The organism is Kaistella haifensis DSM 19056 (assembly GCF_000735695.2).
Lineage (GTDB): Bacteria > Bacteroidota > Bacteroidia > Flavobacteriales > Weeksellaceae > Kaistella > Kaistella haifensis.
In genome coordinates this window covers 201,240-220,741 of the sequence record NZ_JASZ02000002.1, presented here as the reverse complement: position 1 = coordinate 220,741, position 19,502 = coordinate 201,240, and the positions used below count along the sequence as shown (strand labels likewise).

22 protein-coding genes and 1 tRNA gene are annotated in these 19,502 nt (G+C 36.2%); 12 read left to right on the top strand and 11 right to left on the bottom strand.

All coding sequences use genetic code 11. The features are described from left to right. The first annotated feature begins 44 nt into the window (after nucleotides 1-44). Genes AP75_RS02360 through ribA form a run of 6 tightly spaced genes read left to right on the top strand, consistent with a single transcriptional unit; the run spans nucleotide 45 to nucleotide 4,369 of the window. Nucleotides 45-839, top strand: a complete 795-nt coding sequence (locus AP75_RS02360) for a DUF4292 domain-containing protein (RefSeq protein ID WP_031501356.1) — start codon at nucleotides 45-47, stop codon at nucleotides 837-839. After that, complete coding sequence (locus AP75_RS02355; protein WP_088263513.1) at nucleotides 836-2,419, top strand: M23 family metallopeptidase; 1,584 nt, start codon at nucleotides 836-838, stop codon at nucleotides 2,417-2,419. Before AP75_RS02360 ends, AP75_RS02355 begins: the two co-directional genes overlap by 4 nt. A 33-nt stretch (nucleotides 2,420-2,452) precedes the next feature. After that, nucleotides 2,453-2,656, top strand: a complete 204-nt coding sequence (locus tag AP75_RS02350; protein WP_088263512.1) for a Sec-independent protein translocase subunit TatA/TatB — start codon at nucleotides 2,453-2,455, stop codon at nucleotides 2,654-2,656. Nucleotides 2,657-2,668: 12 nt separating this feature from the next. After that, entirely contained in the window at nucleotides 2,669-3,295 is a 627-nt protein-coding gene (locus tag AP75_RS02345) for a DUF4254 domain-containing protein (protein ID WP_031501355.1), read from the top strand. Then, complete coding sequence (locus tag AP75_RS02340; RefSeq protein ID WP_143755775.1) at nucleotides 3,276-3,746, top strand: hypothetical protein; 471 nt, start codon at nucleotides 3,276-3,278, stop codon at nucleotides 3,744-3,746. Before AP75_RS02345 ends, AP75_RS02340 begins: the two co-directional genes overlap by 20 nt. Before the next feature lie 8 nt (nucleotides 3,747-3,754). After that, nucleotides 3,755-4,369 (top strand): GTP cyclohydrolase II, encoded by a 615-nt coding sequence (gene ribA / locus AP75_RS02335; RefSeq protein ID WP_031501353.1) that lies wholly within the window; start codon nucleotides 3,755-3,757, stop codon nucleotides 4,367-4,369. A 40-nt stretch (nucleotides 4,370-4,409) separates the two neighbouring features. Here ribA and deoD read toward each other — a convergent pair whose 3' ends face one another. Both deoD and AP75_RS02325 read right to left on the bottom strand, forming a co-directional pair. Further along, on the bottom strand, nucleotides 4,410-5,117 hold the full coding sequence (gene deoD, locus AP75_RS02330) for a purine-nucleoside phosphorylase (protein WP_088263511.1): 708 nt from the start codon (nucleotides 5,115-5,117) through the stop codon (nucleotides 4,410-4,412). 150 nt (nucleotides 5,118-5,267) lie between these two features. Further along, the gene (locus AP75_RS02325) at nucleotides 5,268-5,771 is read right to left on the bottom strand and encodes a hypothetical protein (protein WP_088263510.1); all 504 of its coding nucleotides are present in this window, start codon (nucleotides 5,769-5,771) and stop codon (nucleotides 5,268-5,270) included. A gap of 106 nt (nucleotides 5,772-5,877) precedes the next feature. Between AP75_RS02325 and AP75_RS02320 the strand changes: the two genes are divergently transcribed. From AP75_RS02320 to AP75_RS02305, 4 genes are all read left to right on the top strand, one after another. Continuing rightward, nucleotides 5,878-7,596 carry a glycoside hydrolase family 3 protein gene (locus AP75_RS02320; protein WP_088263509.1) on the top strand — a complete coding sequence of 573 codons (1,719 nt, stop codon included), beginning with the start codon at nucleotides 5,878-5,880 and terminating at the stop codon, nucleotides 7,594-7,596. 12 nt (nucleotides 7,597-7,608) lie between these two features. After that, complete coding sequence (bshA, locus tag AP75_RS02315) at nucleotides 7,609-8,754, top strand: N-acetyl-alpha-D-glucosaminyl L-malate synthase BshA (protein ID WP_031501350.1); 1,146 nt, start codon at nucleotides 7,609-7,611, stop codon at nucleotides 8,752-8,754. Between the two features lie 36 nt (nucleotides 8,755-8,790). Next, a complete protein-coding gene (locus AP75_RS02310) occupies nucleotides 8,791-10,071 on the top strand; it encodes a DUF2851 family protein (RefSeq protein ID WP_031501349.1) in 1,281 nt (426 codons plus the stop codon). Nucleotides 10,072-10,152: 81 nt separating this feature from the next. After that, a complete protein-coding gene (locus AP75_RS02305; protein ID WP_088263508.1) occupies nucleotides 10,153-11,841 on the top strand; it encodes a putative transporter in 1,689 nt (562 codons plus the stop codon). Between the two features lie 64 nt (nucleotides 11,842-11,905). Here the strand turns inward: AP75_RS02305 and yajC are convergent, their stop codons facing one another. The 3 genes from yajC to nusB are packed head-to-tail and all read right to left on the bottom strand — an operon-like array spanning nucleotide 11,906 to nucleotide 13,648. Then, nucleotides 11,906-12,235: a preprotein translocase subunit YajC gene (gene yajC, locus AP75_RS02300; RefSeq protein ID WP_088263507.1), complete on the bottom strand. Its 330-nt coding sequence runs from the start codon at nucleotides 12,233-12,235 to the stop codon at nucleotides 11,906-11,908. An 18-nt stretch (nucleotides 12,236-12,253) separates the two neighbouring features. Then, entirely contained in the window at nucleotides 12,254-12,730 is a 477-nt protein-coding gene (locus AP75_RS02295) for a DUF1573 domain-containing protein (protein WP_088263506.1), read from the bottom strand. 12 nt (nucleotides 12,731-12,742) lie between these two features. Further along, nucleotides 12,743-13,648 (bottom strand): transcription antitermination factor NusB, encoded by a 906-nt coding sequence (gene nusB / locus AP75_RS02290; RefSeq protein WP_031501347.1) that lies wholly within the window; start codon nucleotides 13,646-13,648, stop codon nucleotides 12,743-12,745. Between the two features lie 158 nt (nucleotides 13,649-13,806). Here nusB and AP75_RS02285 point away from each other — a divergent pair, with 158 nt between their 5' ends. Together AP75_RS02285 and AP75_RS02280 are read left to right on the top strand one after the other, a co-directional pair. Beyond that, nucleotides 13,807-15,468 (top strand): ABC transporter ATP-binding protein, encoded by a 1,662-nt coding sequence (locus AP75_RS02285; protein WP_088263505.1) that lies wholly within the window; start codon nucleotides 13,807-13,809, stop codon nucleotides 15,466-15,468. 114 nt (nucleotides 15,469-15,582) lie between these two features. Next, entirely contained in the window at nucleotides 15,583-15,918 is a 336-nt protein-coding gene (locus AP75_RS02280) for a DUF3276 family protein (protein ID WP_031501346.1), read from the top strand. A gap of 102 nt (nucleotides 15,919-16,020) precedes the next feature. Here the strand turns inward: AP75_RS02280 and AP75_RS02275 are convergent. The 6 genes from AP75_RS02275 to AP75_RS02250 all read right to left on the bottom strand — a co-directional run bounded on the left by AP75_RS02275 (nucleotide 16,021) and on the right by AP75_RS02250 (nucleotide 19,483). Continuing rightward, nucleotides 16,021-16,096, bottom strand: a tRNA-His gene (locus AP75_RS02275). Between the two features lie 34 nt (nucleotides 16,097-16,130). Continuing rightward, nucleotides 16,131-16,850, bottom strand: a complete 720-nt coding sequence (gene bshB1 / locus AP75_RS02270; protein WP_031501345.1) for a bacillithiol biosynthesis deacetylase BshB1 — start codon at nucleotides 16,848-16,850, stop codon at nucleotides 16,131-16,133. Between the two features lie 48 nt (nucleotides 16,851-16,898). Further along, nucleotides 16,899-17,579 carry a hypothetical protein gene (locus AP75_RS02265; RefSeq protein ID WP_031501369.1) on the bottom strand — a complete coding sequence of 227 codons (681 nt, stop codon included), beginning with the start codon at nucleotides 17,577-17,579 and terminating at the stop codon, nucleotides 16,899-16,901. Next, nucleotides 17,576-18,439 carry a dTDP-4-dehydrorhamnose reductase gene (gene rfbD, locus AP75_RS02260; protein ID WP_088263520.1) on the bottom strand — a complete coding sequence of 288 codons (864 nt, stop codon included), beginning with the start codon at nucleotides 18,437-18,439 and terminating at the stop codon, nucleotides 17,576-17,578. Before rfbD ends, AP75_RS02265 begins: the two co-directional genes overlap by 4 nt. After that, on the bottom strand, nucleotides 18,439-18,927 hold the full coding sequence (locus AP75_RS02255) for an acyl-CoA thioesterase (RefSeq protein ID WP_031501344.1): 489 nt from the start codon (nucleotides 18,925-18,927) through the stop codon (nucleotides 18,439-18,441). Before AP75_RS02255 ends, rfbD begins: the two co-directional genes overlap by 1 nt. Before the next feature lie 61 nt (nucleotides 18,928-18,988). Next, nucleotides 18,989-19,483: an OmpH family outer membrane protein gene (locus tag AP75_RS02250; protein WP_031501343.1), complete on the bottom strand. Its 495-nt coding sequence runs from the start codon at nucleotides 19,481-19,483 to the stop codon at nucleotides 18,989-18,991. Nucleotides 19,484-19,502 lie beyond the last annotated feature (19 nt).

Here is a 19,502-nt window from a genome sequence, read left to right as displayed (position 1 = left end):
TGGTTTGGCGTTAATATTGCAAAGTTCTGAAGTAAAATTTTAATATGAAAAAACACATCATAGTCCTACTGAGTGCATTTCTTGTAGTTTCCTGCAAAACTAAAACAGTTCTTAACCAACCTACGAGTACAACATCACCCATCTCTTCAAACGCTGCATTTTTTAGTAAAATAACTGAAAAACCAAAGTTTGAGCAGGTGAAAATCAACTCCAGAGTGAATGTGGAAACGGGAAGTTTTATCCCAACTTTGGACGCAACGATTTATATTGAAAACGGGCAGAAAGTCTGGATGAATATGATTGCTGTTTTCTTGAACGTTGGTCGAGGAATTGCCACTCCGGAAGGGATAAAAGGCTACGAAAAATGGAACAAAACCTATATTGAATCCGATTTTTCTTATCTTAATAGTTTGCTGAACGTTAATTTCATCAATTACAGTTCATTACAAAATTTATTGACAGGGAAAACCTTTATTCCGGTAGATGAAAAAGATTTTGTTTTAACGAAAAACATGCAGGGTTACAACCTAAGTTCATCTAAAAATCTGAAATTTAACAACGATGGGAAAGTTTCGGAATATTCAGCATCACTAGATTACACCAATGATTTTGATTTATCCAAGGTGAATTTAAAGAACATCAAAACCGCGGATAACCTGGAACTCACCTATTCCGATTGGGTTGAAGTTGACGGAACGAAATTCCCAAAAAATGTTAAAATAATTATAAAAGGTACAAAAACGAGCCAAATTCTACTTGAAAACACGAAATTTGAAAGTTCGAAAATGGATACTCCGTATTCCGTTCCCAATAATTATACGAAAACAGAGATCAAATGATTAAGAAATTAAGCTTTTTAATAGGACTTTTTTTGTTCGGGATGGTATTTTCCCAGAAAAAGGAACAACTTCAAAAGCAAAATGCTGAACTCAAAAAACAGATTGCAGCGATCAATCAAAATTTGGCAAAAACTCAGCAGCAATCGAAACTTTCAGTAGCTTATCTCACTGAAGTTCAAAAAAAAATCCAGCTGCGAGAAAAAGTTTATAACAACACCCAAAAGGAAAAACGCCTCATTGAAGATGATATTTATCTTCGTCAGTTAGAAATCAACCGACAGAATCGGGAATTGGCTGTTTTAAGAAAAAATTACGCGGAAGTTCTTGTAAAAGCATACAAAAACAAAGGCGTACAAAACAAGGTAACCTTTATTTTATCATCCAAAAATCTGGGTGAAGCTTTGCGAAGAGTACAATATTTAAAAGATTATTCTGATTATCAGGATAAAAAAGCGGCGGAAATTTCTGATGCTGCAAAACAATTGCTACAGAATATCAACCTTAAACAAAAATCGGTTAAGGACAAACAAATGATACTCACCAATCAGCAAAAGGATCTATTGACCATAGAAGCAGAAAGAAAACAAAAGGAAAACCTTCTTCAGGAATTCAAGAAAAATGAGGTCCAACTCACCTCAGAACTCAAGCAAAAACAGACAGAATCTAAGAAACTTGAAGGACAAATCCGTTCCATTATTGCCGAGGAAATAAGAATTGCCAAAGCCAAAGAAGAGGAACGCAAAAAAGCCGAAGCCGAAAAAGTAAGATTGGCAAAAATAGCCGCCGAAAAGGAAAAAGCAAGAATAGAAGCCGAAAATAGAGTAAGATTGGAAGCCCTTGCATTAGAGAAAAAGCGTGCGGATGAAGAAGCCAAAAGATTGAAAGAAATCTCGGACAGAAAAGCGGCAGAAGAAGCAGAAAGATCTAAAATTGCTGCAGCTGCAGACGCCAAGAAAAACGAAGATTCCAAAAGAGCTGCTGAAGCTGAAAAAGCCGAAACCAGAAGATTAGCTGCTGCAAAAGAGGCCGAAATAGCTGCTGCAAACGCAAAAGCCGCTGCAGAAAAAGCCGCAAACGCAAAAGCCGCAGAAGCATCGCTCACCAAAAAAACCGAAGCCGACAAGAAAGCTGCTGAAACCAAAGCAATGACCAACTACGGAGTTTCGAGTGCGGTAGGAAACAACTTCGCAGCTAATCGCGGAAAAATGGGAATGCCGGCTTACGGAACGATTACCCACCGATTCGGACGACAGCCACATCCGGTATTTAAAAATATTATTGAAGAAAACAACGGAATTAAGATCGCGGTTGCTAAAGGAACGGTTGCAAAATGTATCGCACCTGGAACTGTGTCTCGTGTGGTAGCTTCTGGTGATGGAACTAAAATGGTTTTCGTGAAACATGGTGATTATTTTACCATCTACGCCAACCTTGCAAACACAATGGTAAGCGCCAATCAGCAAATATCAGCAGGAACTCCTATCGGTAGCGTTGCAACCGATTTTGACGGGACCTATACCTTAGACTTTCAAATTTGGAACGGTACCAATCCAGTAGATCCTTTGGGTTGGGTGAATTAAAAAATATAAATTAACTTTGCACAAAATTTAAAAATGGAAGCACTTACTATATTGGCACTTTCTTGGCAGCATTTATTAATCGTTGCAGTAATTGTACTTATTCTTTTTGGTGGAAAAAAAATCCCAGAAATGATGAAAGGTTTAGGTTCCGGCATCAAAGAATTTAAAGATGCAGTAAAAGAAGATGACAAAAAACCATCTGAAGAGCCAAAGAATAACACAAATGCCACGAACTAATTTCTGAGGTTTATGAGTTTTTCGAATAGCGCTTGGGAAATCTTCAATCAATCGATTTACGACTATCACCAAAAAGACCAAGTCGATACTCCAATTGATAACCCATTCCAACAAGATAGTTTGGAACGACTTTTGTATGCTAAGAATTGGATTGACACCGTTCAATGGCATCTGGAAGATATCATTCGTGATGAAAATATAGACCCAACCGAAGCGCTAAAATTAAAAAGAAGAATCGACGCCTCCAATCAGCAAAGAACTGATCTAGTAGAATATATTGATACTTGGTTCCTACAAAAATACAGTAATGTGACGCCCAATCATGATGCAAGAATCAATAGCGAAACCCCTGCATGGGCTGTAGACCGCCTCTCGATTTTGGCACTGAAAGTTTATCACATGTCTCTAGAGGCCAACAGAGAATCAGCAAGTGAAGAGCATAGAAACAATTGTACAGCAAAACTCAATGTATTGTTGGAACAAAAAAAGGATCTCTTTGAAGCTATCGACCAATTGCTGCTTGATATTGAGAACGGTAAGATTAAGATGAAAGTTTACAGACAAATGAAAATGTATAATGATGAAAATCTTAATCCGGTCTTGTATCAAAATGTAAAAAATGGCCAAACTAAATCTTAGTTTCGTTTTATTGTTATTCTTATTATCATCCTGTTCAGTAGAGAAGATGAATCTTTCACCGATAGGTGATAACGCTTCGCAATTAAGTGAAAACGCTATTCCCTATTCCTTTGACCAAAAGAAAATCTTAATCGTACATTCATCCGAAATCTCGAATTTGATTTCTAGTTTTCCCAAGCTAAGAAACGATGTTGTGAATGCTGAAGTTTCCAATCTGAAATATCATCTTAAAGAATACATCATCGCGATGAAATCTTACAATTTAACTCAATTGGATTCCTCGCACCGAAAATTTGAAAAATCGTACAAGAAACTTCAAAAACTCAGGAAATACCTAAATCAGGATGATGACGAGGTTCTTAACCGATATTTGGTTCGTATCAAAACGAGTATGACTTTGATCAATAATAATATTCCACAAGATTCACTTTCTACTTCCCCTAAAAACTAAAATTTTCCATGCTAAAAATTCAAGCGGAGGCCAACGTTCCCACAGAATATGGGAACTTCCGGATGATTGCATTTTCTGAACAAGAAAGCGACTGGATGCCGCACATGGCAATTATTGCTGAAAACACCGATTTCTCTAAACCCGTCAATGTTCGTTTCCATTCAGAATGTATTACCGGCGAGGTTTTTCATTCCAAAAAATGCGAATGTGGACAACAGTTGGATGCAGCGATGAAATTCATGCATGAAAATGGAGGAATCATCATTTATCTAAGACAAGAAGGAAGAAATATAGGAATCATCAATAAATTGAAAGCTTATGCTTTACAAGAACAAGGATTCGATACTGTAGAAGCCAATTTGAAATTAGGACTTCCTGCTGATGACCGAGATTTTTCAGCTGCAATTGAAATCCTTAATTTATTGGAAGTGAAAGAAATCAACCTCCTCACGAACAATCCGGAAAAAATGAAAATTGTGGAAAACAGCAATGTCATTTTAAATAAACGTATTCCTTTGCAAATAACCGCTACCAAAGAAAGTGAAAGCTATTTAAAGGTAAAAAAAGATTATTTCGGTCACCTTTTGATAGACAAAACAGACCCCGATAAAAAAACGCTTTGAGTTTTCAAAGCGTTTTTATTTTTAAGTTTAAATTTAGATTTTAAAATTGCAAAGCTGTCTCCAAAGCCAATTCGATCATTGGTTTTAATGCTTTTTCTCTTTCGTCTGCGGAGATTTTTTCACGGGTTGGAATTACATCTGAAACGGTAAGAATTGTCGCCGCATTTTTTCGCAAATATTGTGCGTTGGCAAACAAAGCAAAAGCTTCCATTTCTACAGCAGAACAGTTGTATTTGGTTGCAATTGCAGGAAGATCTTCGTCTTTTCTGTAAAAAATATCGCTCGTGTGAATATTGGTTGGTTGAATCTTCAGTGATAATTTTTCTGCCGTTTGGTTAATGTTGTCGAAGACATTCCCTTGGCTTTTGATCAGTTCTTCTTCAATTCCCCAAGCGAATTTAGCATAGGTAGATTCACTCGCAGAATTTTCTACATTTAGCAAATCAAAAAGTTTCAAATCTGTATTGTAAGCACCACAAGTTCCGATTCTAATAATGGTATCCACTTCATATTCCGTGTATAACTCAAAAGAATAAATCCCAATACTCGGAATTCCCATGCCGCTCGCTCCTACCGAAATTTCTTTACCTTTATAAAGTCCGGTATAATAAAAAATATTTCTGGTTTGACTAACCAATTTTACTTCTTCCATGAAGTTATCGGCAATATATTTTGCTCGCAAAGGATCGCCCGGTTGCAGTACAGTTTTAGCAATTTCTCCTTTATTCGCTGCGATATGAACGCTCATAATTTATTAATTTTAAATCCAGTTTTAAATGTAAGGAATTCTAAAGAAACTCGAAATTTTCGACTCACATTTTTGCAAATTCACGGTATAAATCATAAAAAAAACCACCCGGGAAAGATGGCTTCGTTACTTTAATTCAAAACAAAAAACTTATTTTCTGTCCGGAATATTGTAATACTTAATTACACTTTGGTAATCGCTATAGTTAACATTGGTGTTTTTGCCAGCAGAAGCCGGTACCAAAACAATTCGGAATCGTTGGTTGTTCAGATACTGATTTGCTTCCGCAGTTGTAAAAGTAGCTTGATCGAAGTTGGCTTCGGTGTATATTTCCACATTAGCAGCATCGAAAAGGAAGTTGTAATCCAATTCTCTTCCGCCACTCAAATATTCTGTTTTTGGAAGAAGTTGCCATACTGCTGAAGAAGAAGTATTTGAATTGATATCTCGGTAAACCAATACTACATCGGAACTTGCAATATTGATCCCCTGTGAAAGTGTATAATTATTCCCACTGCTCAAAGTGCCGGTAACATCTTTCATTACTGAATAAGTGTCGCCGTCGCCCACTACGTTGTCGTTTCTATTATCGTCGCAGCTTACCGCTACAAATCCGAAAATTGCCAAAAGCAATATTGTAAAATACTTTTTCATTTTATATAAATTTTTAATTGTTGAAAATATCTCAAGATGTATGCCATTAAATTTAAAAAATTAAGTTTTAAAAATTGTATTTTTGTTGTACATCATAGTTTGGATAATGAAAAATATAAATAGTAAAATCACCTGCCTCATTATTTTGGTTTTTTCTTTAAAAATCACTGCTCAGTACCAACCGAAAAATCTCAGCAAAGAAGACCTGAAAAAAGCTAACGAATGGGTAGACAAAACCTATAATTCCCTTTCACAAGACGAAAAACTGGGACAACTGTTCATCGTCGCCTTATACACCAACCGAGGTGAAGATTACATCAACAATGTGAGAAATATCGTAACCAACGAGAAAATCGGAGGCTTAATTTTAATGCAAGACGATGCTGCGAGAGAAATTAATCTTGTTAATGAATTTCAGAAAACATCCAAAGTTCCTTTAATGATCGGCATGGATGCAGAATGGGGACTTTTCCAAAGAATTGCAACGGCACATAAATTTCCGTGGGCGATGACTTTAGGTGCCATTCAAGATAAAAATTTAATTAAAGAAATGGCCGCAAAAATTGCGGAAGATTGCAAAAGAATGGGAATTAACTGGGATTTCGCCCCGGTTGTCGATGTAAATACCAATCCGGAAAATCCAATTATCGGAAACAGAAGTTTCGGGTCCGAAGTGGAAAATGTTGTAAATTCAGCATTGGCCTATTCCAACGGATTACAGGATAATAAAATTTTAGCAGCGATTAAACATTTCCCGGGTCATGGCGACACCAATACTGATTCTCACCTCGATTTGCCGGTGGTTTCTCATGATCTCAACAGACTGAATTCTGTAGAGCTAGCGCCATTCAAAGCATTGATGGATAAAGGAATTGGTGGCGTAATGGTTGCTCATTTATACGTCCCTGCTTTAGAAAAAGAAAAAGGAGTTCCTGCTTCGGTTTCCAAAAACATCGTCACCGGACTTTTAAAAGAAAAATTAGGCTACAAAGGTTTGATCATTACGGATGCTCTGAATATGGGCGCTGTTGCAAAACGCTACAAACCCGGAGAATTGGACGCTCTTGCCTTTAAAGCCGGAAACGACATCATGCTTTTTTCCGATGGAGTGAAGGAAGGAAAACGCCTAATTCAATTGGCAATTGATAACAAAGAAATATCACAGAACCGTGTGGAAGAAAGTGTAAAAAAGATTCTTTTGACCAAATATTTTCTTGGTTTAAATAATTACCAACCACGAAATCCAGAAAACATCAACGAAGATCTCAATAATAAATCTCATCAAGAATTAGTAGAAAAACTTTATAGCAACGCTTTAACCTTAGTTAAAGATGAGCAAAAACTACTTCCGCTGAATTGCAAAGAAACTTATTATTACGTTCCTCTGGAAGAAGCTCCATTTGAAACTTTCACCAATCAATTAAATTTAAATACGACGGTTATTGTGAAAAAAGCTTCAGAAATTGCGACCATTCCTGCAAATTCTAAGATCATCGTTGGATTACACAAAGACAATTCAACCGCTTATAAACCATATAAAATTTCAGAAAACAGCAAGAAAATCTTGGCAGAATTAAGTAAAAATCAAAAAATTATTCTCAATGTTTTTGGTTCTGCATATGCTTTGAAAGACCTTGATATTACCAAAATTTCTACCGTTGTAGTAGCATACGAAAACAATGATGATTCGATGAAAGCAACAGCAAAATCCTTAAATGGAAAATCTCCAATTTCTGGCAGATTGCCGGTTTTGGTGAACAATCAGCTAAAACCCGGCGCAGGAATAGACCTGAATCTTTCATCAACACATCAACTTAATAAGTAAAATTAAAAGAACATGAAAATAGGAATTTTGTGCTATCCGACCTACGGCGGTAGTGGAATTGTAGCCACTGAACTGGGCATGTCGCTTGCCAACAAAGGTTACGAAGTACATTTCATCAGCTCGGCACTTCCGGCTCGGCTCGATATTACCAATCCAAATATTTTTTTTCATAAAGTAAATGTGCAGACTTATCCGCTTTTCCAGTATCAACCGTATGATATTGCACTATCATCGATGATTTACCGAGTTGTAAATTTATACAAACTCGATATTCTGCATGCTCATTATGCCATTCCGTATGCCTACGCGGCTTTTACTGCAAAACAAATGCTTAAAGTTGAAGGTAAAGACATCCCGCTGGTCACCACACTCCACGGAACCGATATCACTTTGGTAGGACAACATCCGAGCTACAAACACGCGGTGGAATTCTCTATCAATCAATCCGATACGATTACTTCCGTTTCTGAAAGCTTAAAAAAAGACACCCTACAATTTTTCAATATAAAAAAGGAAATACAAGTGATCAATAATTTTATTGATAATTCGGAATTTGATGAATGCAAAAATTGCGAAAGAAAACAATTTGCAAATGATGACGAAAAAATCCTCATTCACGTTTCCAATCTTCGTCCGGTGAAGCGAGTTGAAGATGTTTTGCAGATTTTTAAAAATGTCAATAAAAAATTAAATTCCAAATTAGTGATTATCGGAGAAGGTCCAGATATGGAAAAGATCAATCAGTTTTTGGAAGAAAATCCAGATTTAATTGGTAAAATTAGGCTTTTAGGAAAAGTGAATGATTTGTATAAAATCCTACAGCTTTCTGATGTTTTTTTACTACCCTCCGAGCAAGAAAGTTTTGGTTTAGCCGCTTTGGAAGCAATGGCTGCAAACACTCCGGTCATCAGTTCAAACGCTGGCGGAATCCCAGAAGTCAATATTCAGGGAGAAACCGGTTACTTGGCCGAAATAGGAAATGTAGAAGCAATGAGTAATTATACGATAAAGCTTCTGAGCGATGAAAAGCTTCTTGCAAAGATGAAAATTAATGCAAAAAAACAAGCCATTAAATTTGATATAAAGAATATTTTGCCAATTTACGAGAAGATGTACGAAGAAACACTTTATCGATTTAAAAATTTACAGGATGCATAAGTTTTAAAAAAATTTAATCCGACTCAGCCGTTAATCATGAACGAAAAACTCCTTCAATATCTTTGGAATTTCAAGATTTTCAAAAATTTTGATTTCAAAGATGTGGAAGGAAATCCGGTTGAAATTCTTGATTTCGGAACTTGGAATTTCAATTCCGGACCAGATTTTTTGTGTGGAAGAATTAAAACCAAAGATCTGGTTCTGGCCGGAAATATTGAACTTCATGTAAAATCTTCCGATTATATTTTTCACCAACATTCTGGAAATCCCGAATTCGAAAACCTGATTTTGCATGCAGTTTACATTCACGATGTAGAAGTAGAGGAACTTCATCAAAAAAATATTCACACTTTGGTTTTGAAGGATTATATCGACGAAAAACTGCTGTGGAAATATGAAGCTTTGCTAAAAGAAAATCAATTTATTCCGTGTGAAGCGCTTATTTCACCCGAAAAAATTCCCTTTTATTTTGCGGAAGAAACTCTTCTGAAAAAACTTGATGAAAAATCTACCGAAATAGAAGAAGCGTTGAAAATAAATAAGAACAATTACGAAGCCGTTCTTTTTCAAAATTTGGCGTACGCTTTCGGTTTGAAAGTGAACGCACCAATTTTCCGCCAAATGGCAGAAAATATCGACTTTTCGGTTATCAACAAAATTCGACAAAACCCGCTCCAATTGGAAGCTTTTTTTTTCGGAATGTGCGGCTGGTTGGAAAATGCGGAAGACGAACAAATCAAAATCTGGAAACGCGAATTCGATTTTCTGAAATCGAAATATGCACTTTCCGATCTTCGGAGTTTTCCGAAATTTTCTAGATTGCGGCCTCCGAATTTTCCTACCATTCGTCTTTCACAACTCGCATCACTCTACCATCTCAATCAGAATTTGTTCTCGAAACTGATTTCCGCAAAAAGCAAAAAAGAAATCGACGATGTTTTTCAGCCCGTAAAAGCCAGTGAATATTGGAATACACGTTTCAATTTCGGGAAAACATCTTCCGTTTCAGGTGAAAAATTTTTGACAGAAGATTTCAAAAACATTATTTTGCTTAATGCTGTTTTGCCTTTAAAATACACCTATCACAAGCATTTCCACGAAGGAATAACTGATGAAATTCTTGAATTTTACCAAAAAATTCCCTCAGAAAAAAACACGGTAATTGATGGTTGGAAAAATCTTAATATGAAGATTGAAAACGCCTTGGAAAGCCAAGCGATACTCTATCATTACAAGACTTTTTGCGAGAAAAAAAACTGCTTAAATTGCGGAATCGGATTTCATCTTTTAAAAGCAGAATCCCATGATATTAAATAATTTTAAATTGTGACAAACTTCACTTCAATAGTCCTGTTTATCGGGAAATTTAGTGATAATTTTGTATAAAAATAGGTTGCTATGTTCGACTGGTTAAAAACGCTCCTCCTTCCCATTGAAAATCCGAATGTTACCCAATCCATTGTTGCGATCATGCTGGCAATTGGTGCAGGAATTTTCTTTGGACGATTAAAGCTAGGCAAGATTACTTTCGGAGTTTCAGCCGTGATGTTTACCGGTTTATTGATGGGACATTTCGGCTACAGAATACAACCCGGAATTTTAGATTTCATTCGGGATTTCGGTTTGATTATTTTCGTGTATGGAATTGGTTTACAAGTTGGTCCTTCATTTTTCTCTTCTTTTCGAAACGAAGGTTTGAAATTTAATCTTCTGGCTGTTTCTGCGGTAATTTTCGCCGGAATCATTACCATCATTCTTTACAAATTTACAGATTTGAAAATCGAAAATTTAGTTGGAATTATGAGCGGTTCCGTAACGAACACTCCGGGTTTAGGAGCTGCTAAAAATACAATTGAAGAAATCAAAAACACCTTCCCCGACCGTAATTTCGATGATCCGGCAATTGGCTATGCCATTACATATCCATTAGGCGTTTTCGGGATTATCAGTGCAATTATTCTTTCTAAATTATTATTAAAAATTGATAATAATGAAGAAATGAAGAAGTTCAGGAAATCAAAAATCAACCAAGAATTACCGTTAATTCATAAAAAATTGCGGGTGACAAATCCTGAATATTTTGGAAAAACTTTGCATCAAATAATCAAAGAATTCGGTCGTGATATTGTAGTTTCTCGGCTAAAACACAGCGGCAGCGAAGCGGTACTATCGCCAACTTTGGATACCAAGGTTCAAGACAGAGATGTATTGATGATTGTTGGCTTAGAAGACGATCTGGATGAATTTATTGCAAAAATTGGCCGCCCATCAACCGATTTATTTATTGAATCTGATTCTTACATTCAGCAGAAAAATATTTTTGTCACCAGACCTTCAGCCATTCATAAAAAACTATCTCAGCTCGATCTATACAACACCTATGATCTGAAAGTAACACGCGTTTTCCGAGCAGGTCGGGAAATTTTGCCACGACCTTCTTTGGAGCTCTTTTATGGAGATAAATTAAGGGTAATTGGCACATTGGAAGCGATCGAAGAAGTGGAAAAAATCATCGGGAATTCTGAAAAAAAACTGCTTGAACCCGATTTTCTTTCCCTTTTCGGAGGTTTACTTTTGGGCATTATTCTGGGCTCTATTCCAATTGCTATCCCTAGTTTACCGGTTCCTATAAAACTGGGATTTGCTGCAGGACCACTCATCGTTGCACTTTTGATTTCGAGATACGGCGGAATTTCTTTCATTCATTCCTATATCAATAACGGAGCGATTTATTTCATGAAAGATTTCGGAATTTGTTTATTCTTTGCGGCTGTAGGAATCCACGCAGGAGAAGGTTTCTACGAAAATTTTATACAATATAACGGATGGAACTGGCTTCTTTTTGGCTCTGCGATTACTTTTATCCCGCTAATTTTTATGGTGATTATCGGACATTTTTTTATGAAAATCAATTACTTGCAACTCGCAGGAATTATGAGTGGAAGCTATACCGATCCGGCAGCTTTATCATTCAGTACCAATTATTTAGACTCCGATATTCCTATTCAAAGTTATGCGCAGGTTTATCCTTTGGTAACTATTTTTAGGATTTTCGTGGCGAGTCTTTTGATTTTGATTTTTAGCTAAATTAAAATTTTAAACAAAAAAAAGCAACCATTTTCAGGTTGCTTTTCTATTGTACTTCTAAGAATTATTTTTTGTCATCCGGTGCTGAGTCCGGAAAACGCTGTTGTGTAAATTCTCTTGAAATTGCAGCTTTCTCAAACTTCAATTTCCCTGAAAGCGTTTCGATCACCACTCCATCTTCTTGGATTTGGGCGATTCTACCGTGCATTCCGGAGGTGGTTACTACTCTGCTGCCCACCTTTAAAGTTTCCTGAAAACTCTTTTCTTGTTTAGCTTTTTTCATTTGCGGACGAATCATTAGAAAATAAAATCCAACGAACATTAGTCCCATCATGATCATGGTTGGCATCATCGATCCTTCCGGAGAAGCTGCCTGTAAAAATATTGTAATCATCGTTATTTACTTATAAAATTATGGTTGGATATTCGCTGAAAAAGTCAACATGATTGGTGCTTTTTCTACATTGGCGTATACTTCAGCCTGCTTATTAACCAGTCCATCAAAATTAGTAGAATCGAATTTCAATGTGATTTTTCCTTTTTGGCCTGGTAAAATTGGATCTTTGGTATAATCCGGAATGGTGCAGCCACAAGCAGGTTTCACCTGAGAAATGATCAAAGGATTGGTACCGGTATTGGTTACTTCATACACATGTTCTACATGTTCTCCTTTTTTAATATTTCCGAAATCGAAATCAGATTCCGAAAGCGCAACAGTTGTTAAAGGTTTTGCCTGCGCTTCTTTCACTAATTCTTCCTGAGTTGGTGCCACTGGTGCAGGTGCAGCAGTTTGATCTTCAGTGATTAATTGATCTGCTTTTTGATCTTTTTTGCAGGAAGCAAGGCTTAAAACAGCTACCAGAGGTAATATTCTTACTAATTTTTTCATAAATAAATTTTATTAATTTCTGTTCAATTCTTTGGTGTATTTATCTAAAATTCCATTGATGAAGATGTTGGACCGATCAGTTGAAAAAACTTTGGATATTTCGATATATTCATTGATCACTACTCGGGCCGGAGTAAGGGGGAAATAATCGAGCTCGGTGATGGCAATAATCAAGATAATTTTATCCATTAAGGAAACTCTTTCAATATCCCAATTTTCAAGTTTATCTTTCAGTTTCTTTTCGGATTCTTCGAAGTGGATTAGGGTTTGTCTGAGTAATTTCTGAGCGAATTCGCTGTCCGCTTCATCTTTAATCATTTTGATCAAAGTATGACTTGGCTCATCTTCTTTGAAGAAACCAATGGTTTTCTGGATCATCGAATTAGCGATGTGAAAATCATCCGCCCAGCTCATCTCTTTTTCTTCCAAATGCTCATGAAAATCTTCATTTTCAGCGATATAACGTAGGAATAATTTTCCGATAAATTTTTGATCTTCTTCGAAAGAATAGCTTTCTTCTTTCATAAAATCCTGATATCTTTTCCCGGCAGTCATCCTTTGGAAAGTTTTTACCAATAAATCATCATGGAGTTCCCATTTCAATTCCTGATGTTTTGAAGTAAAAGAAAGTCTTTCGTTGTTTTCTTCTATTTTGTTCAGAACCTGATTATTGATAAATTTTTGATTAGGATTAATGTTATCATCTGTTTTGATGTATTTGTTTTTCCCAATTTCAATTTGTTTTTCGGCTAAATGTTTCAATGCAACCAAAAAATTGAGTTGGTAAATATAGAGATGATATATTTTCTCGATTTCGGAAAACATATTTTTCTCAACAACATCAAATTTTATAGGATTTTGAGAATAAGAATATACCGATTCTACAACTTTTTCACGAATTTGTCTTCTTCCTAACATTTCAAAGAGCTTTATATGAGTGCAAAGATAGCATTTTTTTGCAAACTCTTTCGAGCCAATTTGTATTCTGATTAATAAAATACAAAGAATCCATTTACATTTTATTACTTTTGTATCCGAACTTATTTGTTCCGAAAAAGTAATGTAGAAAGCCCATTATGAATGCACTAAAAACCTTGAACCCCTATTTCTGGAAACACAAGATACTCTTGTTTTGGGGATTTATTTTCATTATAGCCAGTAATTTTTTCAGCATTTACAAAGTTCAGTTTGTAGGAAAATCAGTTGATGAAATTTCGAAAACGACCCATTTAGGTTTCAACAAACAGGTTTTGTTTTATGTAGCAATTATCGTTGTGTCCTCTTTGCTTACCGGATTTTTCACGTTTATGATGCGCCAAACCATCATCGTAGCTTCCAGAAGAATTGAGTATGAACTGAAAAATAAAATTTATAATCACTACCAAGAATTGTCGCTCACCGATTTCAAGAAAACTACGATCGGCGACCTGATGAACCGGTTAAGTGAAGATGTGGTTGCGGTAAGAATGTATTTGGGACCCGGCGTTATGTACGTGGTGAATCTTTTAATTCTATTGATTATCACCAGTATTTACATGCTGAAAACCGATGTTTCGATGACGCTTTGGTCGCTGATTCCTCTCCCGATACTTTCTTTTGTGATCTATAAAGTAAGCTCGATTATCAATCACAAATCGAAAATTATGCAGAAAAGCCAATCTGCCATTTCGACCTTTGTGCAAGACAGTTTTTCGGGAATTCGGGTGGTGAAATTTTTTGCGAAAGAAAAATATATTGAGAAAAACTATGGAATTAAAGTAAGAGATTATCAGGACAAAGCTCTGGATCTTGCTAAAACAGAAGCCTATTTCTTCACGATTATCGTGTTTGTAATCGGTTTGCTCAATGTGGTGATTCTTTTTATTGGTGGTCAAAAATATTTGAACAATGAGCTTTCTGTAGGGAAAATCGCGGATTTCTTTCTTTACATTAACATTTTAATTTGGCCATTTTCCATGGTAGGTTGGGTAACCTCGGTGAATCAACGTGCGGAAGCTTCAATGGCGAGAATTAATGAGTTTTTGGATATGAAAACCGATATCATCAATACCAATCACGAAAATTATCCAATTTACGGTGAAATCGAGTTTCGCAACGTTTCTTATGTATATCCGAATACCGGAATAAAAGCGTTGGATAATTTAAGTTTCAAAATAGAAGCTGGCAAATCTCTCGCAATTATGGGAAAAACCGGAAGCGGAAAATCCACGATTGCACTTTTACTTTGCCGATTAATCGATCCTACCGAGGGAGAAATCCTTATTGACGGGATAAACCTTAAGGATCACAACTTGGAAAATTACCGAAAACACATTGGATACATACCGCAAGAAAGTTTCCTTTTCTCAGATACCATCGAAAACAACATTGGATTTGCGATTGACAAACCTAATCTAAAACTGGTTGAAGAATTTGCAAAAAAAGCGGATGTTCATAAAAATATTATTGAATTTAAAGACCAATACAAAACCTTAGTTGGAGAACGAGGAGTCATGCTTTCCGGCGGGCAAAAACAAAGAATTTGTATCGCTAGAGCCCTGATAAAAGAGCCGAAGATTCTTATTTTTGATGATTCGTTATCAGCTTTAGATACCGAAACCGAGGAAAATATCCTTCAAAATATCGAAAACGAAATCCAGAAAAGCAGCTCGATTATCATTACCCATCGGGAGAGCAGCGCAAAACGCGCAGATAAAATACTGAATCTCACCGAAATAGAAAACGAAATCTCTGCATAAATTGCAGAATCGTTATTGATATTACAATTTTATAGCAAAAAATTAAAATTTTATTTTGCATTTAAAAGAAATCTTTTATATTTGTTATACTAAGATTTCAAAAAATATATACAAATGAGTGATTACAAGGAACGCCACGAAAACGAAATTTTCACTAAGGTGTTAAAAGCAGGAAGAAGAACATATTTCTTTGATGTGCGCGAGACAAAAGCAGGAGATTACTATCTTACGATCACCGAGAGCAAGAAAAACTTTGGAGAAAACGGGGAAGCGACTTTCGAAAAACATAAAATTTATCTGTACAAAGAGGATTTCAAGAGTTTCGAAGAAATGTTTAAAGAATCTACAGACTTTATCATCAGCCAAAAGGGCGAAGACGTGATCTCTGAAAGACACGATAAAGATTTCAAAAGCAAATCCTTCACGATTGATTCTGACGAAGAAATTTAAATAAATCAAAAAGCATCCTTTACGGGATGCTTTTTTTGTAATGACGATAAAAATATCATTGATAATAAAAAAAACGCATTGAAAATCAATGCGTTTTAAAGTGGGTGAATGAGGGGTCTCGAACCCCCGACCTCCGGAACCACAATCCGGCGCTCTAACCAACTGAGCTACAATCACCGTTTGAGGTTGCAAATATAAAGCTTTTCCAGAAATTACAAAATTATTCCGTCGAAATTTTTCAGAGCGATTAATTTTTCTGTCGTGAATCCTTCCGCAAAGTCAACTCCGGACAATCTGCCCAAATCCTGCGCGCGGTAAGTAAGACTTTCCAAAAAATCCTTCGTTGCAATGGGAGTCATTGGTTCCGTGGAATTTGGATCGTAAAACTGTGTTTTGTATGCCAAACAAGCATCAATCTTTTTCTGCATAAAATCTGTAATATCAATCACAAAATCCGGCGTAATGTTTTTCCATTGAATATAGTTGAAAATATGTTTCGGTCGCCATGGTTGTTGATTTTTGCCTTCCAAAACGGTTTCAATTTTCACCAAACCAGAAAGAAAACAAGCATCGGAGACCAATTTGGAAGCTTTAGCATGATCCGGATGACGATCATCGATCGCATTGGAAAGAACAATTTCCGGTTGGTATTTACGAATCATCGTCACGATTTTCATCTGGTATTCTTCAGAATTTTGGATGAAACCGTCTTTCATTTTCAGGTTTTCACGCGCGGAAATCTCTAAAATTTTTGCAGCTTCGGCTGCTTCTTCCGCACGGGTAAAATTGGTTCCACGAGTTCCGAGTTCACCTTGGGTAAGATCAACGATAGCTACCTTTTTTCCTTCAGAAATCAGCTTAGCCAAAGTTCCTCCACAACCCAATTCTACATCATCAGGATGCGCTCCTATTGCTAAAACATCTACTTTTATCATTTTGCAAAGATACTAAAATTGAGATTTTTAATTAAAATACAGCAGCTATTTAAACTCTTGGTAAACCACGGATAAAAAATCGGCATAAGAACGTTCCAACCTCGTGATATCACCAGATTTCAAGTTAATTCCGGCGGTTCCGTAAGGATAAGAATTCACCGAAAAAGCAGAAAACTGATAATGCTGAACCGGCTGATTTTCTTGCCCGGAAAGTTTGATAGACGCCCCCAAAAGTTTCTTGGTAGAAACCGAAAAAACCTCTCCTATATTGAGTGTTTTTTTGGTAAAAGTTCTCGGCTCAAAAACGACATTTACATTATTCAATGCAATGTTTTGCGTTTTGTAAGGCGAAGCAAAGAAATAAACAACGTTATTTTCCTTTGGGAAATTTTCCGGATTTACGTAGTACAAATTCAGTTTATAGTGCGCTGGATCGAATTTTTGGGCTCCAGCTTCTTCTATGGTTTCGAAAGGTTGATATGAAAATGCATTGGCTCCAACTTCCTTTGCTTTTTTATAAATCATTCCGAAAACTTTAGGATCATCATCCGAGAAACCTTGAACTTCAAGCTCTGCGAGATATTCAGAATTACCTAATTCGGGATTAATTTTATAAAAAACCTTGTCAGAATTGGAATGGGTTTTCACCACTTTGTTGAGAATGACGTTTTGACCCAAAAGAATTTGGCTGAAAATCATCATCAATATTGCTACAGATTTTTTCATGATTTTTGGAGGATTTCGATACATTCTTGCAATGAATTTTCCCAATGTTTTGGGTCGATTCCGAAGTTTTTTTCGATTTTATCTAAAGCCATTGTACTTCTTTTAGGTCTTTTTGCAGGTGTTGGAAATTGTTCCGTTGCAATCGCATTCAATTTAATTGAAGAACCGGAAAACTCAGCAATTTTCTCGGCAAAACCAAACCAAGTTGTTTCCGGATAATTGGAAAAATGATAAACTCCGTAGATTTTTTGTTCGGTTTTGATAATTTTCATCACTGCTTCCGCCAAATCATTCGCGTTGGTTGGTTGCCCGAACTGATCTGCTACGATTCCCAATTCGTCTTTGGTTGAGAACAAATTGAGCATGGTTTTCACGAAGTTTTTATTAAACTCCGAATACAACCAAGAAGTTCGAATCACAATCGTTTTTGGATGAATATCGAGTGCGAGTTCTTCCCCTTTCAATTTCGAAGCTCCGTAAACGCCTTGTGGATTGGTAAAATTATCTTCAGAATATGAAATATTACTTTCCCCATCGAAAACATAATCGGTGGAAATATGGATTAGAACAGCATTATTTTCCTTACAAGCTTGCGCTAAATTGGCAACACCTTCGGCATTGACAGCATAAGCTTTTTCGGGTTCAGATTCTGCCAAATCAACTGCGGTGTAAGCCGAAGCATTGATGCAAAAATCGGGTTTATAATCATTAATGAATTCAGAAACCTGATCTTCATTAGTAATATCAATCGTTGAGGAATCTGTAAAATTAAATTCAAATTCTTTTTCAAAATCTGGCGCCAACTTTCTGAAACAATTTCCTAACTGTCCATTTCCACCGATGACGAGTATTTTTTTTATCATTTTGATGCTTCTTTGTTTTGTTTTCTAAGGTTTGCGGCTCTGGTTTGGAAATCTTTTTCCTCTAAATTTACCAAAAAATTCTGGAAGAGTTCTTTGGTATCTTCCGGATGCGATTCTGATGAACGGGTTTTCATATTGAAATAAATCACCGTAAGCCAAAGGACGCTATGAATAGTTTTTCCATCTTCGCTTTTCATTAGGATTTCCACTTTCGAAAGGCGGTCTCCCAAATCAATTGTTTTGCTGGTGATCATCACTTTTGCGTTGTATCGTACTTCTTTCAGGTAAGCGATTTCGTTTTGTACGGTTACCCAAGTACAACCGGTTCTTTTGGTATATTCTTCGTAGGTAAAACCGTAACCGTTTTCTACGTGATCTTCCCTTGCATTCAACATATACTCCAGGTATTTGACATTGTTGAGATGCCCGATTGGATCACAGTCGCTGAAGCGTACTTTTTCTATGGATGAAAGTTCTTTTTGCATTTTACAAAATTAAAAAAACCATCCCGAATTAGAGGATGGTTTTGGTTATATGAAAAGGATTTTAAAGTCCTAATTCTTTTTTAACTAATGGAGTTGCATCCGGACCTGCTTTGTAGATTAAGGCGGTAGAATCTATGATAAAATCGAAACCGTTTGCTTTAGCTACTTTTTCTACTGCGTTGTTCAATTTTTCAATGATTGGTTTTACCGCAGTGTCTCTTCTTGTAGCAAGATCTTTTTGAGCAGTTTGCTGAAGTTGTTGCAAGTTTTGTTGTTTTTTCTGCAATTCAGCTTCTTTCGCATTTCTCTGAGCTTCGGTTAATTTTGCTCCTTCAGCTTGGTATTGTTGAACTTCTTTTTGGAAAGCTTCCGCTTGTTTGTTCAGTTCGTCACCTTTAGTTTTGCTGAAAGTATCTAGATCTGTGGTCATTTTTTTAGTTTCTGGCATTGCAGATAAAACTGCTTCATAATCCATAGATGCAACTTTTTGTGCACTTACCGTTCCTACGGTTACGAACATCATTACTGCTGCAAATAATACGCTTAATTTTTTCATAATTGGGATAGAATAATTT

Bases quoted from the DNA above. Each gene is read 5' to 3' on its own strand.
- AP75_RS02360 (WP_031501356.1), top strand. From the start codon at position 45: ATGAAAAAACACATCATAGTCCTACTGAGTGCATTTCTTGTAGTTTCC.
- AP75_RS02355 (WP_088263513.1), top strand. From the start codon at position 836: ATGATTAAGAAATTAAGCTTTTTAATAGGACTTTTTTTGTTCGGGATG.
- AP75_RS02350 (WP_088263512.1), top strand. From the start codon at position 2,453: ATGGAAGCACTTACTATATTGGCACTTTCTTGGCAGCATTTATTAATC.
- AP75_RS02345 (WP_031501355.1), top strand. From the start codon at position 2,669: ATGAGTTTTTCGAATAGCGCTTGGGAAATCTTCAATCAATCGATTTAC.
- AP75_RS02340 (WP_143755775.1), top strand. From the start codon at position 3,276: ATGGCCAAACTAAATCTTAGTTTCGTTTTATTGTTATTCTTATTATCA.
- ribA (WP_031501353.1), top strand. From the start codon at position 3,755: ATGCTAAAAATTCAAGCGGAGGCCAACGTTCCCACAGAATATGGGAAC.
- deoD (WP_088263511.1), bottom strand. From the start codon at position 5,117: ATGAGCGTTCATATCGCAGCGAATAAAGGAGAAATTGCTAAAACTGTA.
- AP75_RS02325 (WP_088263510.1), bottom strand. From the start codon at position 5,771: ATGAAAAAGTATTTTACAATATTGCTTTTGGCAATTTTCGGATTTGTA.
- AP75_RS02320 (WP_088263509.1), top strand. From the start codon at position 5,878: ATGAAAAATATAAATAGTAAAATCACCTGCCTCATTATTTTGGTTTTT.
- bshA (WP_031501350.1), top strand. From the start codon at position 7,609: ATGAAAATAGGAATTTTGTGCTATCCGACCTACGGCGGTAGTGGAATT.
- AP75_RS02310 (WP_031501349.1), top strand. From the start codon at position 8,791: ATGAACGAAAAACTCCTTCAATATCTTTGGAATTTCAAGATTTTCAAA.
- AP75_RS02305 (WP_088263508.1), top strand. From the start codon at position 10,153: ATGTTCGACTGGTTAAAAACGCTCCTCCTTCCCATTGAAAATCCGAAT.
- yajC (WP_088263507.1), bottom strand. From the start codon at position 12,235: ATGATTACAATATTTTTACAGGCAGCTTCTCCGGAAGGATCGATGATG.
- AP75_RS02295 (WP_088263506.1), bottom strand. From the start codon at position 12,730: ATGAAAAAATTAGTAAGAATATTACCTCTGGTAGCTGTTTTAAGCCTT.
- nusB (WP_031501347.1), bottom strand. From the start codon at position 13,648: ATGTTAGGAAGAAGACAAATTCGTGAAAAAGTTGTAGAATCGGTATAT.
- AP75_RS02285 (WP_088263505.1), top strand. From the start codon at position 13,807: ATGAATGCACTAAAAACCTTGAACCCCTATTTCTGGAAACACAAGATA.
- AP75_RS02280 (WP_031501346.1), top strand. From the start codon at position 15,583: ATGAGTGATTACAAGGAACGCCACGAAAACGAAATTTTCACTAAGGTG.
- AP75_RS02265 (WP_031501369.1), bottom strand. From the start codon at position 17,579: ATGAAAAAATCTGTAGCAATATTGATGATGATTTTCAGCCAAATTCTT.
- AP75_RS02255 (WP_031501344.1), bottom strand. From the start codon at position 18,927: ATGCAAAAAGAACTTTCATCCATAGAAAAAGTACGCTTCAGCGACTGT.
- AP75_RS02250 (WP_031501343.1), bottom strand. From the start codon at position 19,483: ATGAAAAAATTAAGCGTATTATTTGCAGCAGTAATGATGTTCGTAACC.